The sequence below is a fragment of the Thermaerobacillus caldiproteolyticus genome (genome assembly GCF_013761245.1).
In the GTDB taxonomy this organism is placed as follows: domain Bacteria; phylum Bacillota; class Bacilli; order Bacillales; family Anoxybacillaceae; genus Thermaerobacillus; species Thermaerobacillus caldiproteolyticus.
The window spans coordinates 120747-142138 of record NZ_JACDUT010000003.1; the positions used below are offsets into that span (position 1 = coordinate 120747).

Annotated in this window: 17 protein-coding genes and 1 pseudogene; 16 read left to right on the forward strand and 2 right to left on the reverse strand. The window is 43.1% G+C overall.

The genetic code is table 11. From position 1 onward, the window contains the following. The first annotated feature begins 50 nt into the window (after positions 1-50). The 3 genes from HNR31_RS05940 (at position 51) to HNR31_RS05950 (ending at position 2443) form a co-directional block, all read left to right on the forward strand. A complete protein-coding gene (locus tag HNR31_RS05940; RefSeq protein ID WP_181555352.1) occupies positions 51-482 on the forward strand; it encodes a YwiB family protein in 432 nt (143 codons plus the stop codon). 3 nt (positions 483-485) lie between these two features. Further along, positions 486-2156 carry an arginine--tRNA ligase gene (gene argS, locus HNR31_RS05945; RefSeq protein ID WP_181555353.1) on the forward strand — a complete coding sequence of 557 codons (1671 nt, stop codon included), beginning with the start codon at positions 486-488 and terminating at the stop codon, positions 2154-2156. A 119-nt stretch (positions 2157-2275) separates the two neighbouring features. Then, a complete protein-coding gene (locus HNR31_RS05950) occupies positions 2276-2443 on the forward strand; it encodes a XapX domain-containing protein (RefSeq protein WP_181555354.1) in 168 nt (55 codons plus the stop codon). Between the two features lie 32 nt (positions 2444-2475). Here the strand turns inward: HNR31_RS05950 and cls are convergent, their stop codons facing one another. After that, positions 2476-3663, reverse strand: a complete 1188-nt coding sequence (cls, locus tag HNR31_RS05955) for a cardiolipin synthase (protein WP_181555355.1) — start codon at positions 3661-3663, stop codon at positions 2476-2478. A gap of 200 nt (positions 3664-3863) precedes the next feature. On the opposite strand from cls, the gene HNR31_RS05960 reads away from it, so the two are divergent. The 9 genes and pseudogenes from HNR31_RS05960 (at position 3864) to HNR31_RS06000 (ending at position 17035) form a co-directional block, all read left to right on the forward strand. Next, a complete protein-coding gene (locus tag HNR31_RS05960) occupies positions 3864-5963 on the forward strand; it encodes a (Fe-S)-binding protein (protein ID WP_181555356.1) in 2100 nt (699 codons plus the stop codon). 182 nt (positions 5964-6145) lie between these two features. Further along, on the forward strand, positions 6146-7327 hold the full coding sequence (locus HNR31_RS05965; protein ID WP_181555357.1) for an acetyl-CoA C-acetyltransferase: 1182 nt from the start codon (positions 6146-6148) through the stop codon (positions 7325-7327). 86 nt (positions 7328-7413) lie between these two features. Further along, positions 7414-8265 (forward strand): 3-hydroxybutyryl-CoA dehydrogenase, encoded by an 852-nt coding sequence (locus HNR31_RS05970; RefSeq protein ID WP_181555358.1) that lies wholly within the window; start codon positions 7414-7416, stop codon positions 8263-8265. A gap of 33 nt (positions 8266-8298) precedes the next feature. Beyond that, on the forward strand, positions 8299-9432 hold the full coding sequence (locus HNR31_RS05975) for an acyl-CoA dehydrogenase (protein ID WP_181555359.1): 1134 nt from the start codon (positions 8299-8301) through the stop codon (positions 9430-9432). 21 nt (positions 9433-9453) lie between these two features. After that, positions 9454-10593 (forward strand): acyl-CoA dehydrogenase, encoded by a 1140-nt coding sequence (locus tag HNR31_RS05980; protein ID WP_181555360.1) that lies wholly within the window; start codon positions 9454-9456, stop codon positions 10591-10593. Between the two features lie 29 nt (positions 10594-10622). After that, the gene (locus HNR31_RS05985) at positions 10623-11252 is read left to right on the forward strand and encodes a TetR/AcrR family transcriptional regulator (protein ID WP_181555361.1); all 630 of its coding nucleotides are present in this window, start codon (positions 10623-10625) and stop codon (positions 11250-11252) included. A gap of 21 nt (positions 11253-11273) precedes the next feature. Beyond that, positions 11274-14531, forward strand: a complete 3258-nt coding sequence (gene icmF / locus HNR31_RS05990) for a fused isobutyryl-CoA mutase/GTPase IcmF (RefSeq protein WP_181555362.1) — start codon at positions 11274-11276, stop codon at positions 14529-14531. A 179-nt stretch (positions 14532-14710) separates the two neighbouring features. After that, positions 14711-15265 (forward strand): annotated as a pseudogene (gene rpoE, locus HNR31_RS05995) (DNA-directed RNA polymerase subunit delta). A 174-nt stretch (positions 15266-15439) separates the two neighbouring features. Continuing rightward, a complete protein-coding gene (locus HNR31_RS06000; RefSeq protein ID WP_181555363.1) occupies positions 15440-17035 on the forward strand; it encodes a CTP synthase in 1596 nt (531 codons plus the stop codon). Positions 17036-17088: 53 nt separating this feature from the next. Here the strand turns inward: HNR31_RS06000 and HNR31_RS06005 are convergent, their stop codons facing one another. Beyond that, on the reverse strand, positions 17089-17625 hold the full coding sequence (locus HNR31_RS06005; RefSeq protein ID WP_181555364.1) for a DUF2529 domain-containing protein: 537 nt from the start codon (positions 17623-17625) through the stop codon (positions 17089-17091). A gap of 164 nt (positions 17626-17789) precedes the next feature. Here HNR31_RS06005 and HNR31_RS06010 point away from each other — a divergent pair, with 164 nt between their 5' ends. The 4 genes from HNR31_RS06010 (at position 17790) to HNR31_RS06025 (ending at position 21377) form a co-directional block, all read left to right on the forward strand. Further along, positions 17790-18152, forward strand: a complete 363-nt coding sequence (locus tag HNR31_RS06010) for a response regulator (protein ID WP_181555365.1) — start codon at positions 17790-17792, stop codon at positions 18150-18152. 221 nt (positions 18153-18373) lie between these two features. After that, positions 18374-19237 (forward strand): class II fructose-bisphosphate aldolase, encoded by an 864-nt coding sequence (locus tag HNR31_RS06015; RefSeq protein WP_181555366.1) that lies wholly within the window; start codon positions 18374-18376, stop codon positions 19235-19237. A 104-nt stretch (positions 19238-19341) separates the two neighbouring features. Continuing rightward, entirely contained in the window at positions 19342-19980 is a 639-nt protein-coding gene (gene fsa, locus HNR31_RS06020; RefSeq protein ID WP_181555367.1) for a fructose-6-phosphate aldolase, read from the forward strand. A gap of 110 nt (positions 19981-20090) precedes the next feature. Further along, complete coding sequence (locus HNR31_RS06025; protein WP_181555368.1) at positions 20091-21377, forward strand: UDP-N-acetylglucosamine 1-carboxyvinyltransferase; 1287 nt, start codon at positions 20091-20093, stop codon at positions 21375-21377. Positions 21378-21392: the final 15 nt, after the last annotated feature.

Below are 21392 nucleotides of genomic sequence, written 5' to 3' on the forward strand. Positions count from 1 at the left end.
TTTATACTTAATAAAGTTACAATGTGTTTGTTTATAAGGAAGGGTTTATCGTGGAAAAAACAAACGGAATCCCGATTCATCTCAAGCAAGTCACGGACATTCGAGATGGGTTTCGCAAAGAGACTGTTGTGTTTGAAACAAATGGTTTATACTACGTAAAAGAAAATGCTGTGTATTTAACCTTTGAGGAAGAACAAGAAGCAGGCAAAGTGAAAACGGTTGTCAAAATTACGGATGAGGAAGTGAGAATACTTCGTTCCGGTGCGATTCATATGCGTCATGTGTTTCGCAAAAAGGAAGAAACGGTTGGGCATTACGAAAGTCCAATCGGTACTTGGACAATGAAAACAAAAACAGACAATATCGAATTTCGATATAGCGAAAAAACGAAAAAAGGGCATTTATTTTTATCTTACATGCTTGAATTGCAACGTGAACAAGTAGGACGTCATACGATCACGATGACATTTAAGGAGGCATAGGTCATGAACATTGTCGAACAAATGAAGGAACGAATAAAGGAAGAAATTAGAAATTCGGTGTTAAAAGCAGGGCTTGCGAACGAAGAGGAAATGCCGAACGTCATTTTGGAAGTACCGAGGGAGAAAGCGCACGGGGACTATTCAACAAACATGGCGATGCAGCTGGCGCGCATTGCCAAAAAAGCGCCGCGTGCGATTGCTGAGGAGATTATCAATCATTTTGATAAAACGAAGGCATCGATTGAAAAAATCGACATTGCTGGTCCCGGCTTTATTAACTTTTACATGAACAACCGTTATTTAACGGATTTAATTCCGACGATTATTGAAGCCGGAGCCTCTTATGGGGAAACGAATGTCGGACAAGGTGAGAAAGTACAAGTCGAGTTTGTGTCCGCGAACCCAACGGGTAATTTGCATTTAGGCCATGCTCGTGGTGCGGCGATTGGCGATTCATTATGTAATATTTTAGAGAAGGCCGGCTTTGATGTAACGCGTGAGTATTATATTAACGACGCCGGCAACCAAATTTACAACTTAGCAAAATCGGTGGAAGCCCGCTATTTTCAAGCGCTAGGCCTCGATAAAGAGATGCCGGAAGACGGATATTATGGCGACGATATTATTGAAATTGGGAAAAAACTTGCTGATGAGCATGGCGACCGTTACGTTCATATGGATGAACAAGAGCGTTTAGCGTTTTTCCGCGAATATGGGCTAAATTATGAATTGGACAAGATTAAAAAAGATTTAGCTGATTTCCGCGTCACGTTTGATGTCTGGTATTCAGAAACGTCTTTATATCAAAACGGAAAAATTGATCAAGCGTTAGCGACATTGCGGGAACGGGGTCATATTTATGAAAAAGATGGCGCGACATGGTTCCGTTCGACGACATTCGGTGACGACAAAGACCGCGTCCTTATTAAGCAGGATGGTTCTTATACGTACTTGCTCCCAGATATTGCTTATCACCAAGATAAATTACAGCGCGGTTTTACGAAGCTGATTAATATTTGGGGTGCGGACCATCATGGGTACATTCCGCGCATGAAAGCGGCGATTGAAGCGCTTGGTTATGATCCTAATGTGCTTGAAGTGGAAATTATTCAATTGGTAAGTTTGTATCAAAACGGCGAAAAAGTGAAAATGAGCAAACGTACCGGCAAAGCGGTGACGATGCGTGACTTAATGGAGGAAGTGGGACTTGACGCGACACGTTACTTCTTTGCGATGCGCTCTAGCGATACGCATCTTGACTTCGACATGGATTTAGCCGTTTCTCAATCGAACGAAAATCCTGTGTACTATGCACAGTACGCCCATGCGCGCGTCTGCAGCATTCTTCGTCAAGGCGAAGAGCAACAATTATCATACGAAGGCGAATTGCAGCTTGATCATATTCAATCAGAAAAAGAGATCGATCTATTGAAAAAACTTGGCGAATTTCCAGAAGCGGTAGCAGAGGCAGCATTAAAGCGAATGCCGCATCGCATTACAAACTACATTTTTGAACTAGCTTCCGCTTTGCATAGCTTCTATAATGCAGAAAAAGTATTGGATTCAGAAAACAAAGAGAAAAGCCGCGCGCGCCTAGCGTTAATGAAAGCCGTACAAATCACGCTGCAAAATGCGCTTGCGTTAATTGGTGTATCTGCCCCAGAAAAAATGTAGATTTCGTCCCATATTATGTATAACGAGTGGGAAAAGAAGGGGATGGCCTCTAACTTTTTGAGTCATCCCTCTTTCTCATGGGCATAATGACAATAAAAATGAAAATGGAGGAAGTCATGATGAAAGAAGTTATTTTATCATTGATTACCGGCATGGTCGTCGGTTTTTTATTTACGTTGTTTCGCTTGCCTATTCCAGCTCCGCCTGCGCTAGCAGGTATTTCTGGCATTATCGGTGTCTATTTAGGGATGAAAGTATTTCAATGGATTAGTTATTTTTGGAAATAAATAATGTTGAGGGAGGCCCCTCAACATTATTTTTATAACCATCCAGAAATCAACGTCGAAATGGATTCTTTTCCTCGTTGCCATATCGTACGGTGCCGCCAAAAATCGAGAGTAAGTCGCTCTGAGCGAGCAAGGTCTTGCTGAATGGCGTTTTTTACTTGCTGTACAAACTTCTGATCATAAATATAACAATGAATTTCACTGTTTAAGAAAAAGCTTCGTTTATCAAAATTGGCGGTCCCAATATCGCAGCATTCTCCGTCAATGACCATTATTTTAGCGTGATAAAATCCTTGATAAAACTGATAAATATGCGCTCCCTCTTTTAACAAGCGGTAAAAGTACGGAAAAGCCGCTTCTTTTACAAAAGGATGATCTGCTTTCAGCGGTACGAGAATGGTGACACTCACCCCACGTTGTAATGCCTCAAGCAATGCTTTCATGACGTCATGGCCCGGAATAAAGTAAGGAGTGCCAATTATAATTTCTTGTTTTGCTTGGTGAATGAAACGAATAAATTTTTGCTCTAATGAATGACCGTTCGTAGCGATGAGTTGATGGGAAATTGCTCCTTTCGGAAGGATTGGAAAATATTTCTTACCCTTAATCTGTTCTTTCGTTGCTTCTTTCCAATCGTGACAAAATTGGGCTTGTAAGTCATTGACTCCTTCGCCGGTCATTTTTAAATGGTAGTCTCGCCATTCTCCGAAGTCGGGGTCTTGGTCAATATATTCTTTGCCAATATTAAATCCACCGATATATCCAATTCGTCCATCAATCACTGTAATTTTTCGATGATTACGTCGGTTTAATTTGTAAAGGAAAAAAGGAAACGTCGGTTTATGAGCATAAGCAAATTGAATTCCGCTTTCTTCAAGAGAACGAATCATTTTCTTTGGCAATTCAAAGCCTCCGACCCAATCGACGAGAAGGCGTACTTCAACTCCTTCCTGCACCTTTTGTTTTAATAGGTCGAAAAATTGTTGACTAATCTCATCTGTTTTTACGATATAAAACAACACATGTATATGGTGGTTTGCTTCACGAATCGTTTGAAAGTAATCAGAAAATAAGTGGGGTCCGCTCATAAAAAAAGAAAAATCGCTGTGACGTCGCGGGTATTTTGTTTGCATTCTTTTCGATTGATACATTTTTTCTCCGAGCTTTTCATCAAGCATGATGAGCGCTAGTATAATAATAACAAGAAGCAAAACAACCATTTCGTTTCCTCCTGTTTTTTTCGTTACTTATTAATGTACCCTTGTTGCAAAAAAATAGCAGGATAACTTGTAAAAAACATTATTGACTGAATGCTCATTCATTATGTAAAATAAACGCAAGGGTATAATTCTGAAAATTTAATCTCTTGAAAATATTTTTGCTAGGGATTCGTCAACAAAGGGGAAAGGGGAGTTGGATCTTGAGTGCGTTGTTAGTGATTAATTTTCTTGCTTTTTTACTTGTAACCGCTTACGCTATTTACTTGTTTGCTTACTTGGTAAAAACGCGTATTGCCTATATTAAACTAGGCAAAAAAGTCGAGTTTGATGAAAAGGTAAAAGAACGTTTTCACAAAATTTGGGTCAATGTATTTGGTCAGAAAAAGCTGTTAAAAGACAAACAAAGCGGGATTATTCACGTCGTCTTTTTCTATGGATTTATTCTTGTGCAATTTGGAGCGATTGACTTTATTATAAAAGGTCTCGTTCCAGATGCCCATCTCCCGTTAGGTTTTCTTTATCCGGGGTTTACGTTTTTCCAGGAGATTGTCACATTGCTCATTTTAATCGCGGTATTTTGGGCGTTTTATCGCCGCTATATTGAAAAGCTTGTCCGTTTAAAACGCGATTTCAAAGCGGGATTAGTGCTCATTTTTATCGGCGGGCTCATGCTTTCCGTTTTATTCGGAAACGGAATGAGCATAATTTGGCACGGTGAGGAAGCGGCATGGAGCGAGCCTGTCGCGTCACTGGTCGCCAGTACTTTTCAATGGGTTGGTGAAACAGGAGCAGCGGTTCTTTTCTATGTCGCATGGTGGGTTCATTTGTTCATTTTGCTTACGTTCTTAGTGTACGTGCCGCAATCGAAGCACGCTCACTTAATTGCCGGGCCTGTCAACGTCTTTTTCAGCCGTTTGTCTAAACCAAAGCTTGAAAAAATTGATTTTGAAGATGAGACACAAGAATCATTTGGTGTTGGCAAAATTGAAGACTTCAAACAAACACAGCTTATCGATCTATACGCTTGCGTAGAGTGCGGTCGATGTACAAACATGTGCCCGGCTACCGGGACAGGAAAAATGCTCTCTCCGATGGATTTAATTTTAAAATTACGCGATCATTTAACAGAAAAAGGAGCGGCTGTTACGTCAAAAGCGCCTTGGGTGCCGACGTTTGCATTTAAACATACACGAGGAAACCAGTTGGCGTTTGCGGCACAAGGGGTGCAAGAACAAGCGGCGACATTAGAAATGCCAAGCTTGATAGGCGATGTCATTACCGAAGAAGAAATTTGGGCGTGTACGACATGCCGCAACTGTGAAGATCAATGTCCGGTTATGAACGAGCATGTCGATAAGATTATCGATCTTCGTCGCTATCTTGTGTTGACAGAGGGAAAAATGAACCCGGATGCGCAGCGGGCGATGACGAATATCGAACGTCAAGGCAACCCGTGGGGACTCAACCGAAAAGAGAAAGAAAACTGGCGCCAGTTGCGCGAAGATGTGCATATTCCAACAGTGAAAGAAATGCAAAAAGCTAACGAGGAATTTGAATATTTGTTCTGGGTTGGCTCAATGGGTTCCTTTGACAACCGCAGTCAAAAAATTGCCTTAGCGTTTGCAAGATTGTTAAATGAAGCGGGCGTGAAATTTGCAATTTTAGGGAATAAAGAGAAAAACTCTGGTGATACGCCGCGCCGTTTAGGAAACGAGTTTTTATTCCAAGAATTAGTATCTAATAACATTGCTGAATTTGAAAAAGCGGGCGTGAAAAAAATCGTCACGATTGACCCGCATGCCTATAACACATTTAAAAACGAATACCCTGACTTTGGTTTTGAAGCGGAAGTATATCATCATACGGAACTGTTAGCGAAGCTGATGGAAGAAGGTCGGCTAGTTCCAAAATATGAAGTCAATGAAATCGTAACCTTCCATGATTCCTGTTATCTCGGTCGTTACAACGAAGTGTATGAGCAGCCGCGCAACATTTTACGTGCCATTCCAGGAATCAAGCTTGTCGAAATGGAGCGCAACCGCGAAACAGGAATGTGCTGTGGAGCCGGCGGCGGTTTAATGTGGATGGAAGAAACGACAGGGAATCGTATTAACGTTGCTCGTACCGAGCAAGCACTTGCGGTCAATCCAACCGTCATTAGTTCCGGTTGCCCATATTGTTTAACGATGTTAACAGACGGAACAAAAGCAAAAGAAGTTGAAGACAAAGTTGCTACTTACGATATTGCTGAGTTGTTAGAAAAGGCGGTATTCGGTGAGCAAAACGAGATCGCTTCATAAAAAATAAATAGATAATTCTCATTTTTTAAAATAGTTAGTATAATGGATTGAGAAGGTGTGCTAATTTGTGCTCCTTCTCTTGACCGTCAGCATCGAGCGAGCGTTCAGTCTGCATTTTTTTGTAATCGCTTTCTCTGTCAGCTGACTGTGTTCACACATATAAGCGAAGGGGAGAGAGGACTATGGGAAAAACGGTCATTTTAAGTGGGGTTCGTACACCGTTTGGGAAATTCGGTGGCTCGCTTAGTTCGCTTACAGCCGCGCAATTAGGAGGCATTGCCATAAAAGAGGCATTGAAACGTGCGAACGTAAGCGGCGAACAAGTCGATCAAGTGATTTTAGGAACGGTGCTTCAAGGTGGGCAAGGCCAACTTCCGTCTCGTCAAGCGGCGCGCTATGCCGATATTCCGTGGGAAGTAAGAACAGAGACGATTAATAAAGTATGCGCATCAGGCATGCGCAGCGTGACGCTTGGCGACCAAATTATCCGCGCTGGCGATGGGGAAGTCATTGTCGCTGGGGGAATGGAGTCGATGAGCAATGCCCCGTACGTATTACCGAAGGCGCGTTGGGGGTTCCGCATGGGCGATTCCACCGTGAAAGACTTAATGGTGCATGACGGGCTTACGTGCAGTTTTACCGGTGTTCATATGGGGATTTATGGAAGTGAAACAGCGAAAGAATTAGAGATTTCTCGAGAAGAGCAAGATGCATGGGCGTATCGTAGCCATCAGCGCGCGATTGCCGCGATCGAAGCTGGGTTATTAGCGGAAGAAATTGTGACAGTCGAAATTCCGCAGCGCAAGGGTGCCCCGCTTCTTATTGAACACGATGAAGCTCCGCGCAGAGATACATCGCTTGATAAGTTAGCGAAATTGGCTCCTGTGTTTGACCCAACTGGCACAATTACAGCCGGAAACGCTCCTGGGGTAAACGACGGAGCAGCCGCGCTTGTCTTAATGAGCGAAGAGAGAGCGGAACGTGAAGGAAGAAAGCCGCTTGCTACCATTCTTGCGCATACCTCCATTGCTGTTGAAGCGAAAGATTTCCCGAAAACGCCAGGACTTGTTATTAACGAATTGCTTCGAAAAACGGGGAAAACAGTGGATGATATTGCTTTGTTTGAAATCAATGAAGCATTCTCTGCTGTTGCGCTTGCTAGCATCAAAATCGCCGGGCTTGATCCGGAGAAAGTGAATGTGAACGGCGGCGCGGTTGCGCTAGGTCATCCGATTGGCGCGAGCGGTGCGCGCATTATCGTTACGCTCATTCATGAATTAAAACGTCGCGGCGGCGGAATTGGTATCGCAGCGATTTGCAGCGGCGGCGGCCAGGGCGATGCGATTATGGTGCAAGTCGATTAATGAGTCCATACGTATAAGCGCTGTTGCTCTTCAAGACAGCAGCGCATTCCATTTTCGAAAAAGATTTGGCGATAGGAGATGAAATGATGGATATAAAAACAATCATGGTTGTCGGTGCAGGACAAATGGGGTCAGGAATTGCACAAGTATGTGCCATGGCGGGATATAATGTCATTTTGCATGATCTCACACAGGATCATATCAATCGTGGATTTGCAACGATAACGAGAAATGTAACCCGTCAAGTCGAAAAAGGAAAAATGACGGAAGAAGAAAAAGAACAAGTGTTAGGGCGGCTTACCACTTCTTTAGATTTACAAAACGCAAGCGAAGTGGATTTAGTCATTGAAGCAGTTGTTGAAAATATGGAGGTCAAAACAAAACTTTTCGCGCAACTAGACGAATTTGCTCCTCCGCATACCATTTTAGCAACGAACACCTCCTCGCTTCCGATTACGGAGATTGCCGCAGCAACGAAACGACCGGAAAAAGTGATCGGCATGCATTTTATGAACCCCGTTCCGGTCATGAAACTTGTGGAAATTATTCGCGGCTTAGCGACAGCCGATGATGTGTATGAAACGATTGAACATATTACACGAAAATTGAACAAAGTGCCGGTAGAAGTGCACGATTTTCCGGGTTTTGTATCCAACCGAATTTTAATGCCGATGATCAATGAGGCGATTTACGCACTATACGAAGGAGTAGCTACGAAAGAAGCGATTGACGCAGTGATGAAGCTGGGGATGAATCACCCGATGGGGCCGCTGACGCTTGCTGATTTTATCGGTTTAGATACATGCCTATACATTATGGAAACATTGCATGAAGGATTTGGTGATGATAAATACCGTCCATGCCCATTGTTAAGAAAATATGTGAAAGCTGGTTGGCTCGGTCGCAAAACAGGAAGGGGATTTTACACGTACGAGTAATCGGCTAACATTCAGCAAAGAGGGTGGATGTACATGAACTTACATTTTACTGAAGAACAAGAAATGATGCGAAAAATGGTCAAAGAATTCGCACAAAGCGAAATCGCCCCATTTGTCGAGCGAATGGAACAAGGGGAGTTTCCGCGCGACATTTTACGTAAAATGGCTGAGCTTGGTTTAATGGGGATTACGATTCCAGAAGAATACGGCGGAGCCGGGATGGACTTTATTTCTTATATCATTGCGATTCACGAAATCTCGAAAGTGAGTGCAACGGTCGGCGTCATTTTATCGGTGCATACATCCGTCGGTACTAACCCGATTCTTTATTTCGGAACAGAGGAACAAAAGAAAAAGTATGTACCGAAATTAGCAAGCGGCGAGTATTTAGGAGCGTTTTGTCTAACAGAACCGAGCGCTGGCTCAGATGCGAAAAGTTTAAAAACGAAAGCGATTCGCCAAGGTGACTACTATATGTTAAACGGCTCAAAAGTGTTTATCACCAACGGCGGCGAGGCGGATACGTATATCGTGTTTGCACGTACGAATCCGAATGAAGAGGGGAGCCGCGGCATTTCCGCATTCATTGTCGAAAAAGATACACCGGGCTTTATTGTCGGCAAAGATGAGAAGAAAATGGGGCTACACGGGTCAAGAACGGTACAAATTTTGTTTGAAGATGCAAAAGTGCCAGCTGAAAATTTGTTAGGCGAAGAAGGACAGGGGTTTAAAATCGCGATGGCGAATCTCGACGCTGGACGCATCGGCATCGCTGCTCAGTCGCTTGGCATCGCTGAGGCAGCGCTAGAATATGCGGCCGCTTATGCGAAAGAGCGCATTCAATTCGGAAAGCCGATTGCTGAACAGCAAGGCGTTGCGTTTAAGCTTGCCGATATGGCTACAGCGGTAGAAGCAGCCAGACTGCTTGTCTATCGAGCCGCATTTTTACGTGCGACTGGGCTTCCTTGCGGCAAAGAAGCATCGATGGCGAAATTATTCGCGTCAAGAACGGCGATGGAAGCAGCCATTGAAGCGGTGCAAATTTTCGGCGGTAACGGATATACGAAAGATTATCCGGTAGAGCGGCTGTTCCGCGATGCGAAAATTTGCGAAATTTACGAAGGAACAAGCGAAATTCAACGCATTGTCATTAGCAAGCAATTATAAAAACGATCGGGGGATGGGGACATGAACTTTCAATTAACCGAAGAACATGAAATGATCCGAAAGATGGTTCGCGAATTTGCTAAAAATGAGGTAGCTCCAACCGCAGCAGAGCGCGATGAAGAGGAGCGGTTTGACCGCGAAATTTTTAATAAAATGGCTGAGCTCGGCTTAACAGGGATTCCGTGGCCGGAAGAATACGGCGGTATCGGCAGCGATTATTTAGCGTATGTCATTGCTGTTGAAGAGCTATCAAAAGTTTGTGCCTCCACAGGTGTCACGTTATCGGCACACATTTCTCTGGCAAGCTGGCCAATCTATAAATTCGGAACGGAGGAACAAAAGCAAAAATATTTGCGCGCCCTTGCTACAGGAGAAAAACTTGGTGCTTATGGTCTTTCGGAGCCGGGTGCAGGTTCGGACGTCTCTTCGATGAAAACAAGAGCGGTATTGGACGGAGACTACTACGTACTGAACGGTTCTAAAGTATGGATTACAAACGGCGGTGAAGCGGAAATTTACGTTGTTTTCGCCGTCACAGATCCGGAGAAAAGACATAAAGGTATTAGTGCGTTCATCATCGAGAAAGGTACGCCGGGCTTTTCCATCGGTAAAAAAGAGAAAAAATTAGGCATTCGTTCTTCACCGACAACGGAACTAATTTTTGAAGATTGCCGCATTCCGAAAGAAAACCTTCTCGGCCAAGAAGGAGAAGGATTTAAAATTGCGATGATGACATTAGATGGCGGACGGAATGGCATTGCCGCACAAGCGGTCGGTATCGCTCAAGGGGCGCTCGATGCGGCGGTTGAATATGCGAAGGGGCGGATTCAATTTGGAAAGCCGATTGCCGAACAACAAGGGATTGCCTTTAAATTAGCGGATATGGCTACCGCGATTGAAGCAGCGCGTCTATTAACCTATCAAGCAGCATGGTTGGAGACGAATGGACTTCCATATGGAAAAGCTTCAGCGATGGCCAAATTATTCGCAGGCGATACTGCGATGAAAGTTACAGTCGATGCTGTCCAAATTTTTGGGGGATACGGCTACACGAAAGACTATCCGGTTGAGCGGTTTATGCGCGATGCAAAAATTACGCAAATTTACGAAGGAACCCAAGAAATCCAACGGCTTGTCATTTCACGAATGCTTACAAAGTAAACGGCAGGCTATTCTTGTAGGTGATAAATATGAAAAAGCGCGAAGTGTTAGCATCAGTGAAAGATGAGCGGCTTGTGAAAAAAAGACGCAATCAAATGATTAAAGGTGCAATTTCTCTTTTTAAGCAAAAAGGGTTTCATCGTACGACGACAAGGGAGATCGCGAAGGCATCCGGTTTTAGCATTGGAACGCTTTACGAGTATATTCGCCAAAAAGAAGACGTGCTGTATTTAGTATGCGACCGTATTTACGACGAAGTACACGAACGAATGGAAAAAGACATTGGTACTCATCACGGTACGATCGAAAGTTTCAAATTGGCGATTGCCCGCTATTTCAAAGTCATCGATGACTTGCAAGATGAAGTGCTTGTCATGTATCAAGAAGCAAAGTCGCTCAGCAAAGAATCGTTGCCGTATGTGCTAAACAAAGAAATGCAAATGGTTGCGATGTTTGAAAAAATTTTACAAACATGTGTGAACAATGGAGTATTTCAGCTAACAGAGCAAGAAATTCAGCTGTTTGCTCACAACATTTTTGTCTTAGGACAAATGTGGGCGTTTCGGCGTTGGGCGTTGCAGAAAATGTACACGCTCGAAGAATACATTGAATTACAGACAGATTTATTATTAAGGGGAATTATGGAGAAGCGGTCATAACGAAAAAAAGGGGGAGAGAGAATGGTTCACATTTACCGTCCGAAACATCATGTTCGCTTTGTGACAGCTTCGAGTTTGTTTGATGGCCATGATGCATCGATTAATATTATGCGCCGCATTTTGCAAGCAAGCGGTGCTGAAGTGATTCATTTAGGTCATAATCGTTCGGCCGAAGAAATTGTTAACGCTGCTATTCAAGAAGATGTGCAAGGAATCGCTATTTCTTCTTATCAAGGAGGGCACGTTGAATTTTTTAAATACATGTATGACCTCTTGCAGAAATATGGTGCTTCCCACATCCGCATTTATGGCGGCGGCGGCGGTGTCATTATTCCTAGGGAAATAAAAGAATTGCACGAATATGGAATCGCTCGCATTTTTTCACCGGAAGACGGTCGCGTTCTCGGCTTGCAAGGAATGATTAATGTCATGATGGAAGAATGCGATTTTCCGACCGTCAAAGAAATTACCGATGAGCTTGAACGTCTTCCAGACGGGGATAATCAAGCGATTGCTCGCTTGATTACCCTTTGTGAAAATCGCATTGGCGTTTCCAAAGAAGCAGCCGCTACCGCCGAGAATGTCCTTGAGAAAGTAAAAGCGCTCACAAAACCGGTTCCGGTCGTTGGCATTACTGGTACGGGAGGAGCTGGAAAAAGCTCGTTAACAGACGAATTAGTCCGTCGCTTCCTCAACGAAATTCCGGAAAAGAAAGTAGCGATACTATCCGTTGATCCAACGAAGCAAAAAACAGGTGGTGCGCTGTTAGGCGATCGCATTCGCATGAACTCGATTAACTCTCCGCGTGTTTATATGCGCAGCTTGGCGACGAGAAATTCGCGTTCGGAGTTGTCGCTTGCCATCAAAGACGCGATTAATGTTGTCAAGGCGTCCGGATTTGACTTAGTCATCATAGAGACGAGCGGAATCGGTCAAGGGGATGCAGCCATTGCAGAAGTGTGTGACATTTCCATGTATGTCATGACAAGTGAGTTCGGTGCGCCGACGCAGCTTGAAAAAATCGATATGATTGACTATGCCGACCTCATTGTCATTAACAAATTTGAGCGCAAAGGCTCGGAAGATGCGAAACGTCAAGTGCAAAAACAATACCAACGAAGCCATCAGCTATTCGATAAAGATTTATCGGAAATGCCGGTGTACGGCACAATTGCGAGCCAATTTAACGATCCGGGAACGAATACGCTATTTGTTGCTCTGATTGATTTGATTAATAAAAAATCGGGGACAAATTGGACGACTACTCTTGAGAAAGTTACCGATGTCCAAAAGCACAATGTCATTATTCCAAATGAACGACGTTACTATTTACGTGAAATTACCGAAACGGTTCGCAACTATCATAAAAACGTAGAGCGGCAAGTCGAAATCGCTCGCCGCTTGTTTCAAGTAGAGGGAGCCATCGAGGCAGTAAAAGAGCGCGAACAAAACGAAGAAGTGCTAGCATCTCTCGAAGCATTGAAACAGCACTATGAACAACAGCTAACCCCGGAATCAAAACGGATTCTTGCTTCATGGGAAGACGTGAAAGCTAAATATGCAGCTAAACAATTTGTCACCAAGATTCGCGGTAAAGAAATTGTGACCGAATTAACGACAAAAAGCTTGGCTGGATTAGAGATTCCAAAGGTGGCGCTGCCGAAGTTTAAAGACTATGGCGAAATTTTACGGTGGGTCTATAAAGAAAACGTACCGGGTTCATTCCCTTATACCGCTGGAGTTTTTCCATTTAAGCGACAAGGCGAAGATCCAAAACGACAATTCGCAGGGGAAGGAACGCCGGAGCGAACGAATCGCCGCTTCCACTATTTATGTAAAGATGACCCAGCTAAACGGCTTAGCACAGCTTTTGACTCGGTAACCTTATATGGTGAAGATCCTGATTATCGTCCGGATATTTTCGGAAAAATCGGCGAGAGCGGCGTCAGCGTTTGTACGTTAGACGACATGAAAAAGCTTTATAAAGGATTTGATTTATGCCATCCATCCACATCTGTTTCTATGACGATTAATGGCCCAGCGCCTATTATTTTAGCAATGTTTATGAATACAGCGATCGATCAGCAAGTCGAAAAACGCGAAGAGGAACTAGGCCGCCCGCTAACAGAAGCGGAATACGAAGAAGTGAAAACCTTTACATTACAAGCGGTTCGCGGTACGGTACAAGCGGATATTTTAAAAGAAGACCAAGGACAAAATACGTGCATCTTCTCTACGGAATTCGCGTTAAAGATGATGGGGGACATTCAAGAATACTTCATTAAACATAACGTACGCAACTATTATTCTGTCTCCATCTCCGGCTACCATATTGCTGAAGCAGGAGCAAATCCAATTACCCAACTTGCCTTTACATTAGCAAACGGCTTTACGTATGTCGAATATTATTTAAGCCGCGGCATGAAGATTGATGAATTTGCACCAAATCTTTCATTCTTCTTCAGCAACGGATTGGATCCGGAATATTCTGTCATCGGTCGAGTCGCCCGTCGCATTTGGGCTGTTGTCATGCGCGAAAAATATGGGGCGAACGAACGAAGCCAAAAATTAAAATACCATATTCAAACATCCGGCCGTTCGCTGCACGCTCAAGAAATTGACTTTAACGATATTCGCACAACGTTACAAGCTCTCATGGCAATTCATGATAACTGCAACTCATTACACACGAATGCCTATGATGAAGCGATCACGACACCGACCGAAGAGTCGGTCCGTCGTGCGATGGCAATTCAATTAATCATTACAAAAGAGCACGGTTTAACGAAAAATGAAAATCCATTGCAAGGCTCATTTATTGTTGAAGAGCTCACCGACTTAGTAGAGGAAGCAGTATTAAAAGAATTTGAACGCCTCAATGACCGCGGCGGCGTGCTAGGCGCGATGGAAATGCAATATCAGCGCGGCAAAATCCAAGACGAATCGATGTACTATGAAATGAAAAAACATAGCGGAGAGCTTCCGATTATTGGAGTGAACACATATTTAAACCCAAATCCTCCGTCCGAAGAAGAATTAAACAATATTCAGCTTGCGCGAGCTTCCTATGAAGAAAAAGAATTGCAAATTACCAACTTACGAAAATTCCAAGAACGAAATAAAGATAAAGTCGAGGAAGCATTACAGCGGTTAAAACACACAGCCATAAGCGGCGGAAATATTTTCGAAGAATTAATGGAAACAGTTAAAGTGGCGAGTCTCGGACAAATCACGCGCGCTTTATACGAAGTCGGCGGCCAATATCGCCGCAACATGTAATGATACATGGGAAATCGATTGTCGATTTCCCTTTTTCACTGGAAAAATAGCAATTTTTTAAGTAAGGAACTAGCATAAACGAAGGGAAATTGTTTATAATGAATGGTATGTATTCTAATCGCATTCATAATATTGTACCGGTAACGAAAAGTTTATTACATAGAAAGGGAGTGCCAAATTTGAGTTTGCAGCAATACTCTCCAGAAGAATTACGAGAAATGTCACTTGTCGAACTTGCTTATTTAGTGATGACAGAAAAAAAGGAAGCATTGCCATTTCAACAGATTGTTCAAGAAATTGCTGCGCTAATACACTTATCTGAAGACGAAGTAAGAGAGCGCATCGCGCAATTTTATACAGATTTAAATATTGACGGCCGGTTTATTTGTATCGGAGAAAATCGTTGGGGTCTACGTTCCTAGTATCCATATGATCAAATTGAAGAAGAAACAGTACCAACCATCAAACCGAAGAAGAAGAAGAAAGTATTGGATGAGTTTGAGGATTACGATGAAATCATAGATGACGAAGACCTTGATTACGATGATCTCGATGACTATGAAGATGAAGGAGATGTCGATCTTGACGACGATCTTCTTGACGATGATGAATTCGATCTGGATGAAGCGGATACATTTGACGATGAGCTTCTCGACGAAGATGAATTTGATTTAGCAGACGAAGAGTTAGACGAAGATCTTGACATTGACGAGCCAGAAGAAGAGGAAGAATGATTCCCCTTGACTTTATAGACCAGACTATGTAGAATCTTATTTGGGCTCTTTAAAAATTGATGATTTAAAAATTATATCGCTCCCTTACTAGTGAATGTAAGAGGAGCGTTTTTTATTTTTGCATTTTGTACACACTTTAAGTGTTACATATATTTCGGCAAGGGGGAACTTGAAATGACAAAATATATTTTTGTAACCGGCGGTGTTGTTTCATCGTTAGGAAAAGGAATCACAGCGGCATCATTAGGACGTTTGTTAAAAAATCGCGGGCTCAATGTGACGATTCAAAAGTTTGACCCATATATTAACGTCGACCCGGGAACGATGAGTCCATATCAGCATGGAGAAGTGTTTGTCACTGACGATGGGGCGGAAACCGACCTTGATTTAGGCCATTATGAGCGTTTTATCGATATTAATCTAAATAAATATAGCAACGTGACTACGGGAAAAATTTATTCTACTGTTTTGAAAAAAGAGCGCCGCGGCGACTATTTAGGCGGTACGGTACAAGTCATTCCTCACATTACAAATGAAATTAAAGAGCGTGTTTTTCGCGCTGGTCGTGAAACTAATGCTGATGTTGTTATCACTGAAATCGGTGGTACAGTCGGTGATATTGAGTCGCTGCCGTTTTTAGAAGCAATCCGTCAAATTAAAAGCGATATTGGCCGTGAAAATGTCATGTACATTCATTGTACTCTCGTTCCATATATTAAAGCGGCTGGAGAAATGAAAACAAAACCGACACAACATAGCGTCAAAGAACTTCGCAGCCTCGGCATTCAACCAAACGTCATCGTTGTTCGCACGGAAATGCCGATGTCTCAAGATATGAAAGATAAAATCGCTTTGTTCTGTGACATTGACCCGAAAGCCGTTATTGAAGCGCGTGATGCAGATACGTTATACGCGGTTCCGTTAATGCTTCAGGAGCAAAAATTAGATCAAATTGTTTGTGAGCATTTAAAATTAAACTGTAAAGAAGCGGATATGTCAGAATGGAAAGCACTCGTCGAAAAAGTGCGCAATCTTTCTAACAAAACAAAAATCGCTCTTGTTGGTAAATATGTTGAGCTGCAAGATGCGTACATTTCGGTTGTTGAGGCGCTTCGTCATGCAGGGTATGTCTTTGATACGGACGTAGAAATTAAATGGGTGAATTCTGAGCATGTGAACCGTGAAAACGTAGAAGAGCTATTAAAGGACGTTGACGGCATTCTTGTTCCTGGCGGCTTTGGCGATCGTGGCATTGAAGGGAAAATTGAAGCGATTCGCTATGCCCGTGAAAAGAAGGTTCCTTTCCTTGGAATTTGTTTGGGGATGCAGCTCGCTTCTGTTGAGTTTGCCCGCCATGTCGTCGGATTAGAGGGCGCTCATTCGGCAGAAATTAATCCGAACACACCGCACCCAATCATTGATTTATTGCCGGAACAAAAAGACGTTGAAGATTTAGGCGGAACGCTTCGTTTAGGGCTATATCCTTGCAAATTGTTAGAAGGAACGCTCGCGTATGAAGCGTATCAAGACGAAGTTATTTATGAACGTCATCGCCATCGTTACGAATTTAACAACCAATATCGCCAGGTCATGGAACAACACGGTTTTGTCTTTTCTGGTACAAGTCCAGACGGCCGTTTAGTCGAAATCATTGAGCTAAAAGACCATCCGTGGTTTGTCGCGGCGCAATTCCATCCAGAATTTACGTCGCGTCCAACAAGACCGCAGCCGTTGTTCCGCGAATTTGTCAAAGCGTCGTTAAAACAATAATTTGTGTACAACAGGGCTATCTTCGCAAAAAGATAGTCCTGTTGTTTGTATTTTTATATCTCTTCATATTCTTCCAGAATTTCACTAATGGTAAAAAACAGACAATAGTAAGCGAATAAAGCGGTAATGACAGCAGGAAATCCGAAGCGTGTTCCGTCGTCTTTTGGAATAAGCGGTTTTATGAGTTTGCTGTCAATATGTACATCGGCCACATCCGCAAGCGATGCCCCTTCGTCATGCACTACTGCTGATATCGCTACTATTTGGCTGCCTTTCTCTTTTACGTGTGTAGCTACTTCGATGGCTTTTTCATCGTTTGAAAAGCGCGTAATAAGCAAAATGCAATCTGTCTCATCTATATCGTCACGAATGCGCCCATGTTGCATTAAACGTTCCACTTTTGGCAGTTTTTCTTGCCCTTTTGTTGCTTCCACAACAACTGCTTCCATTTCTTCGAATCCGTGAAGCAAAATGCGCCCTTCCCCGATGATTGCTTGGGCCAGCAACCGCGCTCCATCTTCGATTGACATCTCTTCTTTCTCAGCGATTTTTTGCAAATAACCTGTTAACTGCGTTACAAAGATTTTCAAGATTGTACTCCCCTTTCTTCTATTTAGTAAAGTATACTTTATTATATGATAAAACAGCCGCTGCACGGTAATTTGTCATTAATCGAGCAAAAAGCAGCAGGAAAATAGTAGACAAATGTGAAACTAATACATTTGACGAAAACAAAGAATTGAGGTGCGAAGGGATGAGTAATAAAATTTTAATTGTCGACGATCAATACGGGATTCGAATTTTGTTAAACGAAGTGTTTCAAAAGGAAGGATATGAAACTTTTCAAGCTGCTAACGGAGTACAGGCATTGGAGATTGTTCGGAAGCATCATCCAGACTTAGTATTACTTGATATGAAAATTCCTGGTATGGATGGAATTGAAATATTGAAGCGCATTAAAGAGATTGATCAAGATATCAAAGTCATTATTATGACCGCTTACGGTGAACTTGACATGATTCAAGAAACGAAAGAATTGGGCGCGATTATGCATTTTGCCAAGCCGTTTGATATTGATGAGGTGCGTGAAGCAGTAAAAAAACATTTATCGGTATAAGAATGATCCCGTGTTCGTCAACTTTTTGCATGATTCGTCAAATTTCATAATTTTGTATGATTCGTCAAGCTTCATAATGTTGCTGTTTTTTTTGGAAGTTGGTATGCTTATAACGTAAGTAGAATTGCGCCTTTCATACATATATGAAACAACAAACGGCGATGCTACGCATAGCATCAGATTTTTTCAGAAAGGCGAAGCTAGAAAAGGAGGACATTACAATGCCTTTAGTATCAATGAAAGAAATGCTCAACAAAGCATTGGCGGAAAAATATGCCGTCGGTCAATTTAACATTAACAACCTTGAATGGACACAGGCGATTTTAGCCGCGGCACAAGAAGAACAATCTCCAGTCATTCTTGGTGTGTCTGAGGGAGCAGCTCGTTACATGGGCGGCTTTAAAACGGTTGTGAACATGGTAAAAGGCTTAATCGAAGATATGAACATTACCGTTCCGGTCGCAATCCATCTTGACCATGGTTCCAGCTTTGAAAAATGTAAAGCAGCGATTGATGCTGGTTTTACCTCTGTCATGATTGATGCTTCCCATCATCCGTTTGAAGAAAACGTTCAGATTACGTCTCAAGTCGTCGAGTATGCCCATGCGCGCGGCGTGTCCGTTGAAGCGGAGTTAGGTACCGTCGGCGGTCAAGAAGACGATGTAGTCGCAGATGGAATTATTTATGCTGATCCGAAAGAATGCGAGGAGCTTGTCAAACGGACAGGTATCGACTGTTTAGCTCCTGCATTAGGCTCTGTTCACGGTCCTTATAAAGGAGAGCCAAAATTAGGATTTAAAGAAATGGAAATCATCCGCGATTTAACGCGTGTACCACTCGTTTTACATGGTGGAACAGGTATTCCAACGGAACAAATTCAGCGTGCAATTTCTTTAGGTACGTCGAAAATTAACGTTAATACTGAAAACCAAATAGCGTTTACTAAAGTTGTTCGAGAAGTATTAGCCAAAGACGAGAAAGTGTACGACCCACGCAAAATCATTGGTCCTGGCCGTGACGCGATCAAAGAAACGGTTATCGGTAAAATGCGTGAGTTTGGTTCTTCAGGAAAAGCGAGCGAATAACGTTCGCATAAGTAAGGAAAACCGCATAACGGAAACAACGGGTCGTTGTCAAGTTAGCGCGTTTTCCTTTTTCTTAAACAAAAAGACCAAGGGGGACTTTCATCATGAAATTTTTTATTGATACGGCGAATCTAGAAGAAATAAAAAAAGCGAATGAATTAGGAGTTTTAGCCGGGGTCACGACGAACCCAAGCCTTGTGGCGAAAGAAAACGTTTCGTTTCATGATCGCCTCCGTGAGATTACCAAAATTGTATCCGGTTCCGTAAGCGCTGAGGTGATTTCGACGGAAGCGGAAGGAATGATTCAAGAAGGGGAAGAGCTTGCGAAAATCGCCCCAAACATCACGATTAAAGTTCCGATGACACCAGAGGGGTTAAAAGCGGTTAAAGTGTTTAGTGAGAAAGGGATTAAAACGAATGTTACGTTGATTTTCACAGCCAACCAAGCACTTTTAGCAGCTCGTGCCGGAGCAACGTATGTTTCCCCGTTTCTTGGTCGTTTAGACGATATCGGTCATAACGGTCTTGAACTCATTTCCACGATCGCTACTATTTTTGATGTTCACGGAATCGATACAGAGATTATCGCTGCCTCCATCCGTCATCCGCTCCATGTGACGGAAGCGGCTTTAAGAGGTGCGCATATTGCGACTGTTCCGTACAAAGTATTAATGCAATTATTCCAACATCCGTTAACGGATCAAGGCATTGAGAAGTTTCTGGCAGACTGGAACAAACGATAAAAAAGCGGATTTTTGTCTAAAATGTAAAGTAAAGTGAATCGGTGAGTAGCGAACTGTTTCCTTGTACACTTGCACAAATAGCAGTCATCTTCGCTAGAAGGGAGACCATAATGGAAAAACTAAAAATTATCGGTGGCGATCCTTTACAAGGAACGGTGAAAATCAGCGGAGCAAAAAATAGCGCCGTAGCTTTAATCCCTGCCACGATTCTTGCCCAATCACCGGTCACCATCGAAGGATTGCCAGATATCTCGGATGTTCGGATTTTAGGACAGTTGATTGAAGAAATTGGCGGAACATTTCATTTTGATGGAAAACAGGCAACCATTGATCCGACAAATATGGTATCCATGCCTCTCCCGAACGGAAAGGTGAAAAAATTACGTGCTTCGTACTACTTAATGGGAGCCATGTTAGGTCGTTTCAAAAAGGCCGTCATCGGCTTGCCTGGCGGATGTCATTTGGGGCCTCGACCGATCGACCAGCATATTAAAGGTTTTGAAGCATTAGGAGCCAAAGTGACAAACGAGCAGGGAGCAATTTATTTGCGCGCCGACGAATTGCGCGGTGCTCGCATTTACTTAGACGTTGTGAGCGTCGGGGCAACGATTAACATTATGTTAGCTGCCGTTTGTGCAAAAGGGCGCACCATTATTGAAAATGCGGCAAAAGAGCCGGAAATTATTGATGTTGCCACCTTGCTGTCCAATATGGGAGCAAAAATTAAAGGTGCGGGGACGGATGTCATCCGCATTGATGGAGTAGAAACATTGTCTGGCTGCCGTCACTCCATTATTCCCGACCGTATCGAAGCCGGTACGTTTATGATTGCAGGTGCAGCGATGGGGAAAGAAGTGATTATTGATAATGTCATTCCACAACATGTCGAATCGCTCACAGCAAAACTGCGAGAAATGGGCGTGCATGTGGAAACAAGCGATGATCAAATTTTAGTCATGGGTCATTCTCATTTGAAAGCGGTAGATGTGAAAACGCTCGTGTATCCCGGTTTTCCAACCGACTTGCAACAACCGTTTACGGCTTTGTTAACGAAAGCAGAAGGGACGAGCATGGTGACCGATACAATTTATAGCGCTCGCTTTAAGCATATTGATGAGCTGCGAAGAATGAACGCCAATATTAAAGTAGAAGGGCGTTCTGCGATTGTGACAGGTCCTGTGCAATTGCAAGGAGCAAAAGTGAAAGCAAGCGATTTGCGGGCTGGGGCTGCTCTTGTCATTGCCGGGTTGATGGCAGAAGGTCTTACAGAGATTACAGGATTAGAACATATTGATCGAGGTTATAGCCATCTTGTCGAAAAGTTAACAGGATTAGGCGCAACCATTTGGCGGGAAAAAATGACGGATGAGGAGATTGAGCAAGTACAAAATTCATAGGCAACGAAGGGGAGA

Coding starts and splice junctions, on each gene's coding strand:
- argS (WP_181555353.1), top strand. CDS start 486: ATGAACATTGTCGAACAAATGAAGGAACGAATAAAGGAAGAAATTAGA.
- HNR31_RS05950 (WP_181555354.1), top strand. CDS start 2,276: ATGAAAGAAGTTATTTTATCATTGATTACCGGCATGGTCGTCGGTTTT.
- cls (WP_181555355.1), bottom strand. CDS start 3,663: ATGGTTGTTTTGCTTCTTGTTATTATTATACTAGCGCTCATCATGCTT.
- HNR31_RS05965 (WP_181555357.1), top strand. CDS start 6,146: ATGGGAAAAACGGTCATTTTAAGTGGGGTTCGTACACCGTTTGGGAAA.
- HNR31_RS05970 (WP_181555358.1), top strand. CDS start 7,414: ATGGATATAAAAACAATCATGGTTGTCGGTGCAGGACAAATGGGGTCA.
- HNR31_RS05975 (WP_181555359.1), top strand. CDS start 8,299: ATGAACTTACATTTTACTGAAGAACAAGAAATGATGCGAAAAATGGTC.
- HNR31_RS05980 (WP_181555360.1), top strand. CDS start 9,454: ATGAACTTTCAATTAACCGAAGAACATGAAATGATCCGAAAGATGGTT.
- HNR31_RS05985 (WP_181555361.1), top strand. CDS start 10,623: ATGAAAAAGCGCGAAGTGTTAGCATCAGTGAAAGATGAGCGGCTTGTG.
- icmF (WP_181555362.1), top strand. CDS start 11,274: ATGGTTCACATTTACCGTCCGAAACATCATGTTCGCTTTGTGACAGCT.
- HNR31_RS06000 (WP_181555363.1), top strand. CDS start 15,440: ATGACAAAATATATTTTTGTAACCGGCGGTGTTGTTTCATCGTTAGGA.
- HNR31_RS06010 (WP_181555365.1), top strand. CDS start 17,790: ATGAGTAATAAAATTTTAATTGTCGACGATCAATACGGGATTCGAATT.
- HNR31_RS06015 (WP_181555366.1), top strand. CDS start 18,374: ATGCCTTTAGTATCAATGAAAGAAATGCTCAACAAAGCATTGGCGGAA.
- fsa (WP_181555367.1), top strand. CDS start 19,342: ATGAAATTTTTTATTGATACGGCGAATCTAGAAGAAATAAAAAAAGCG.
- HNR31_RS06025 (WP_181555368.1), top strand. CDS start 20,091: ATGGAAAAACTAAAAATTATCGGTGGCGATCCTTTACAAGGAACGGTG.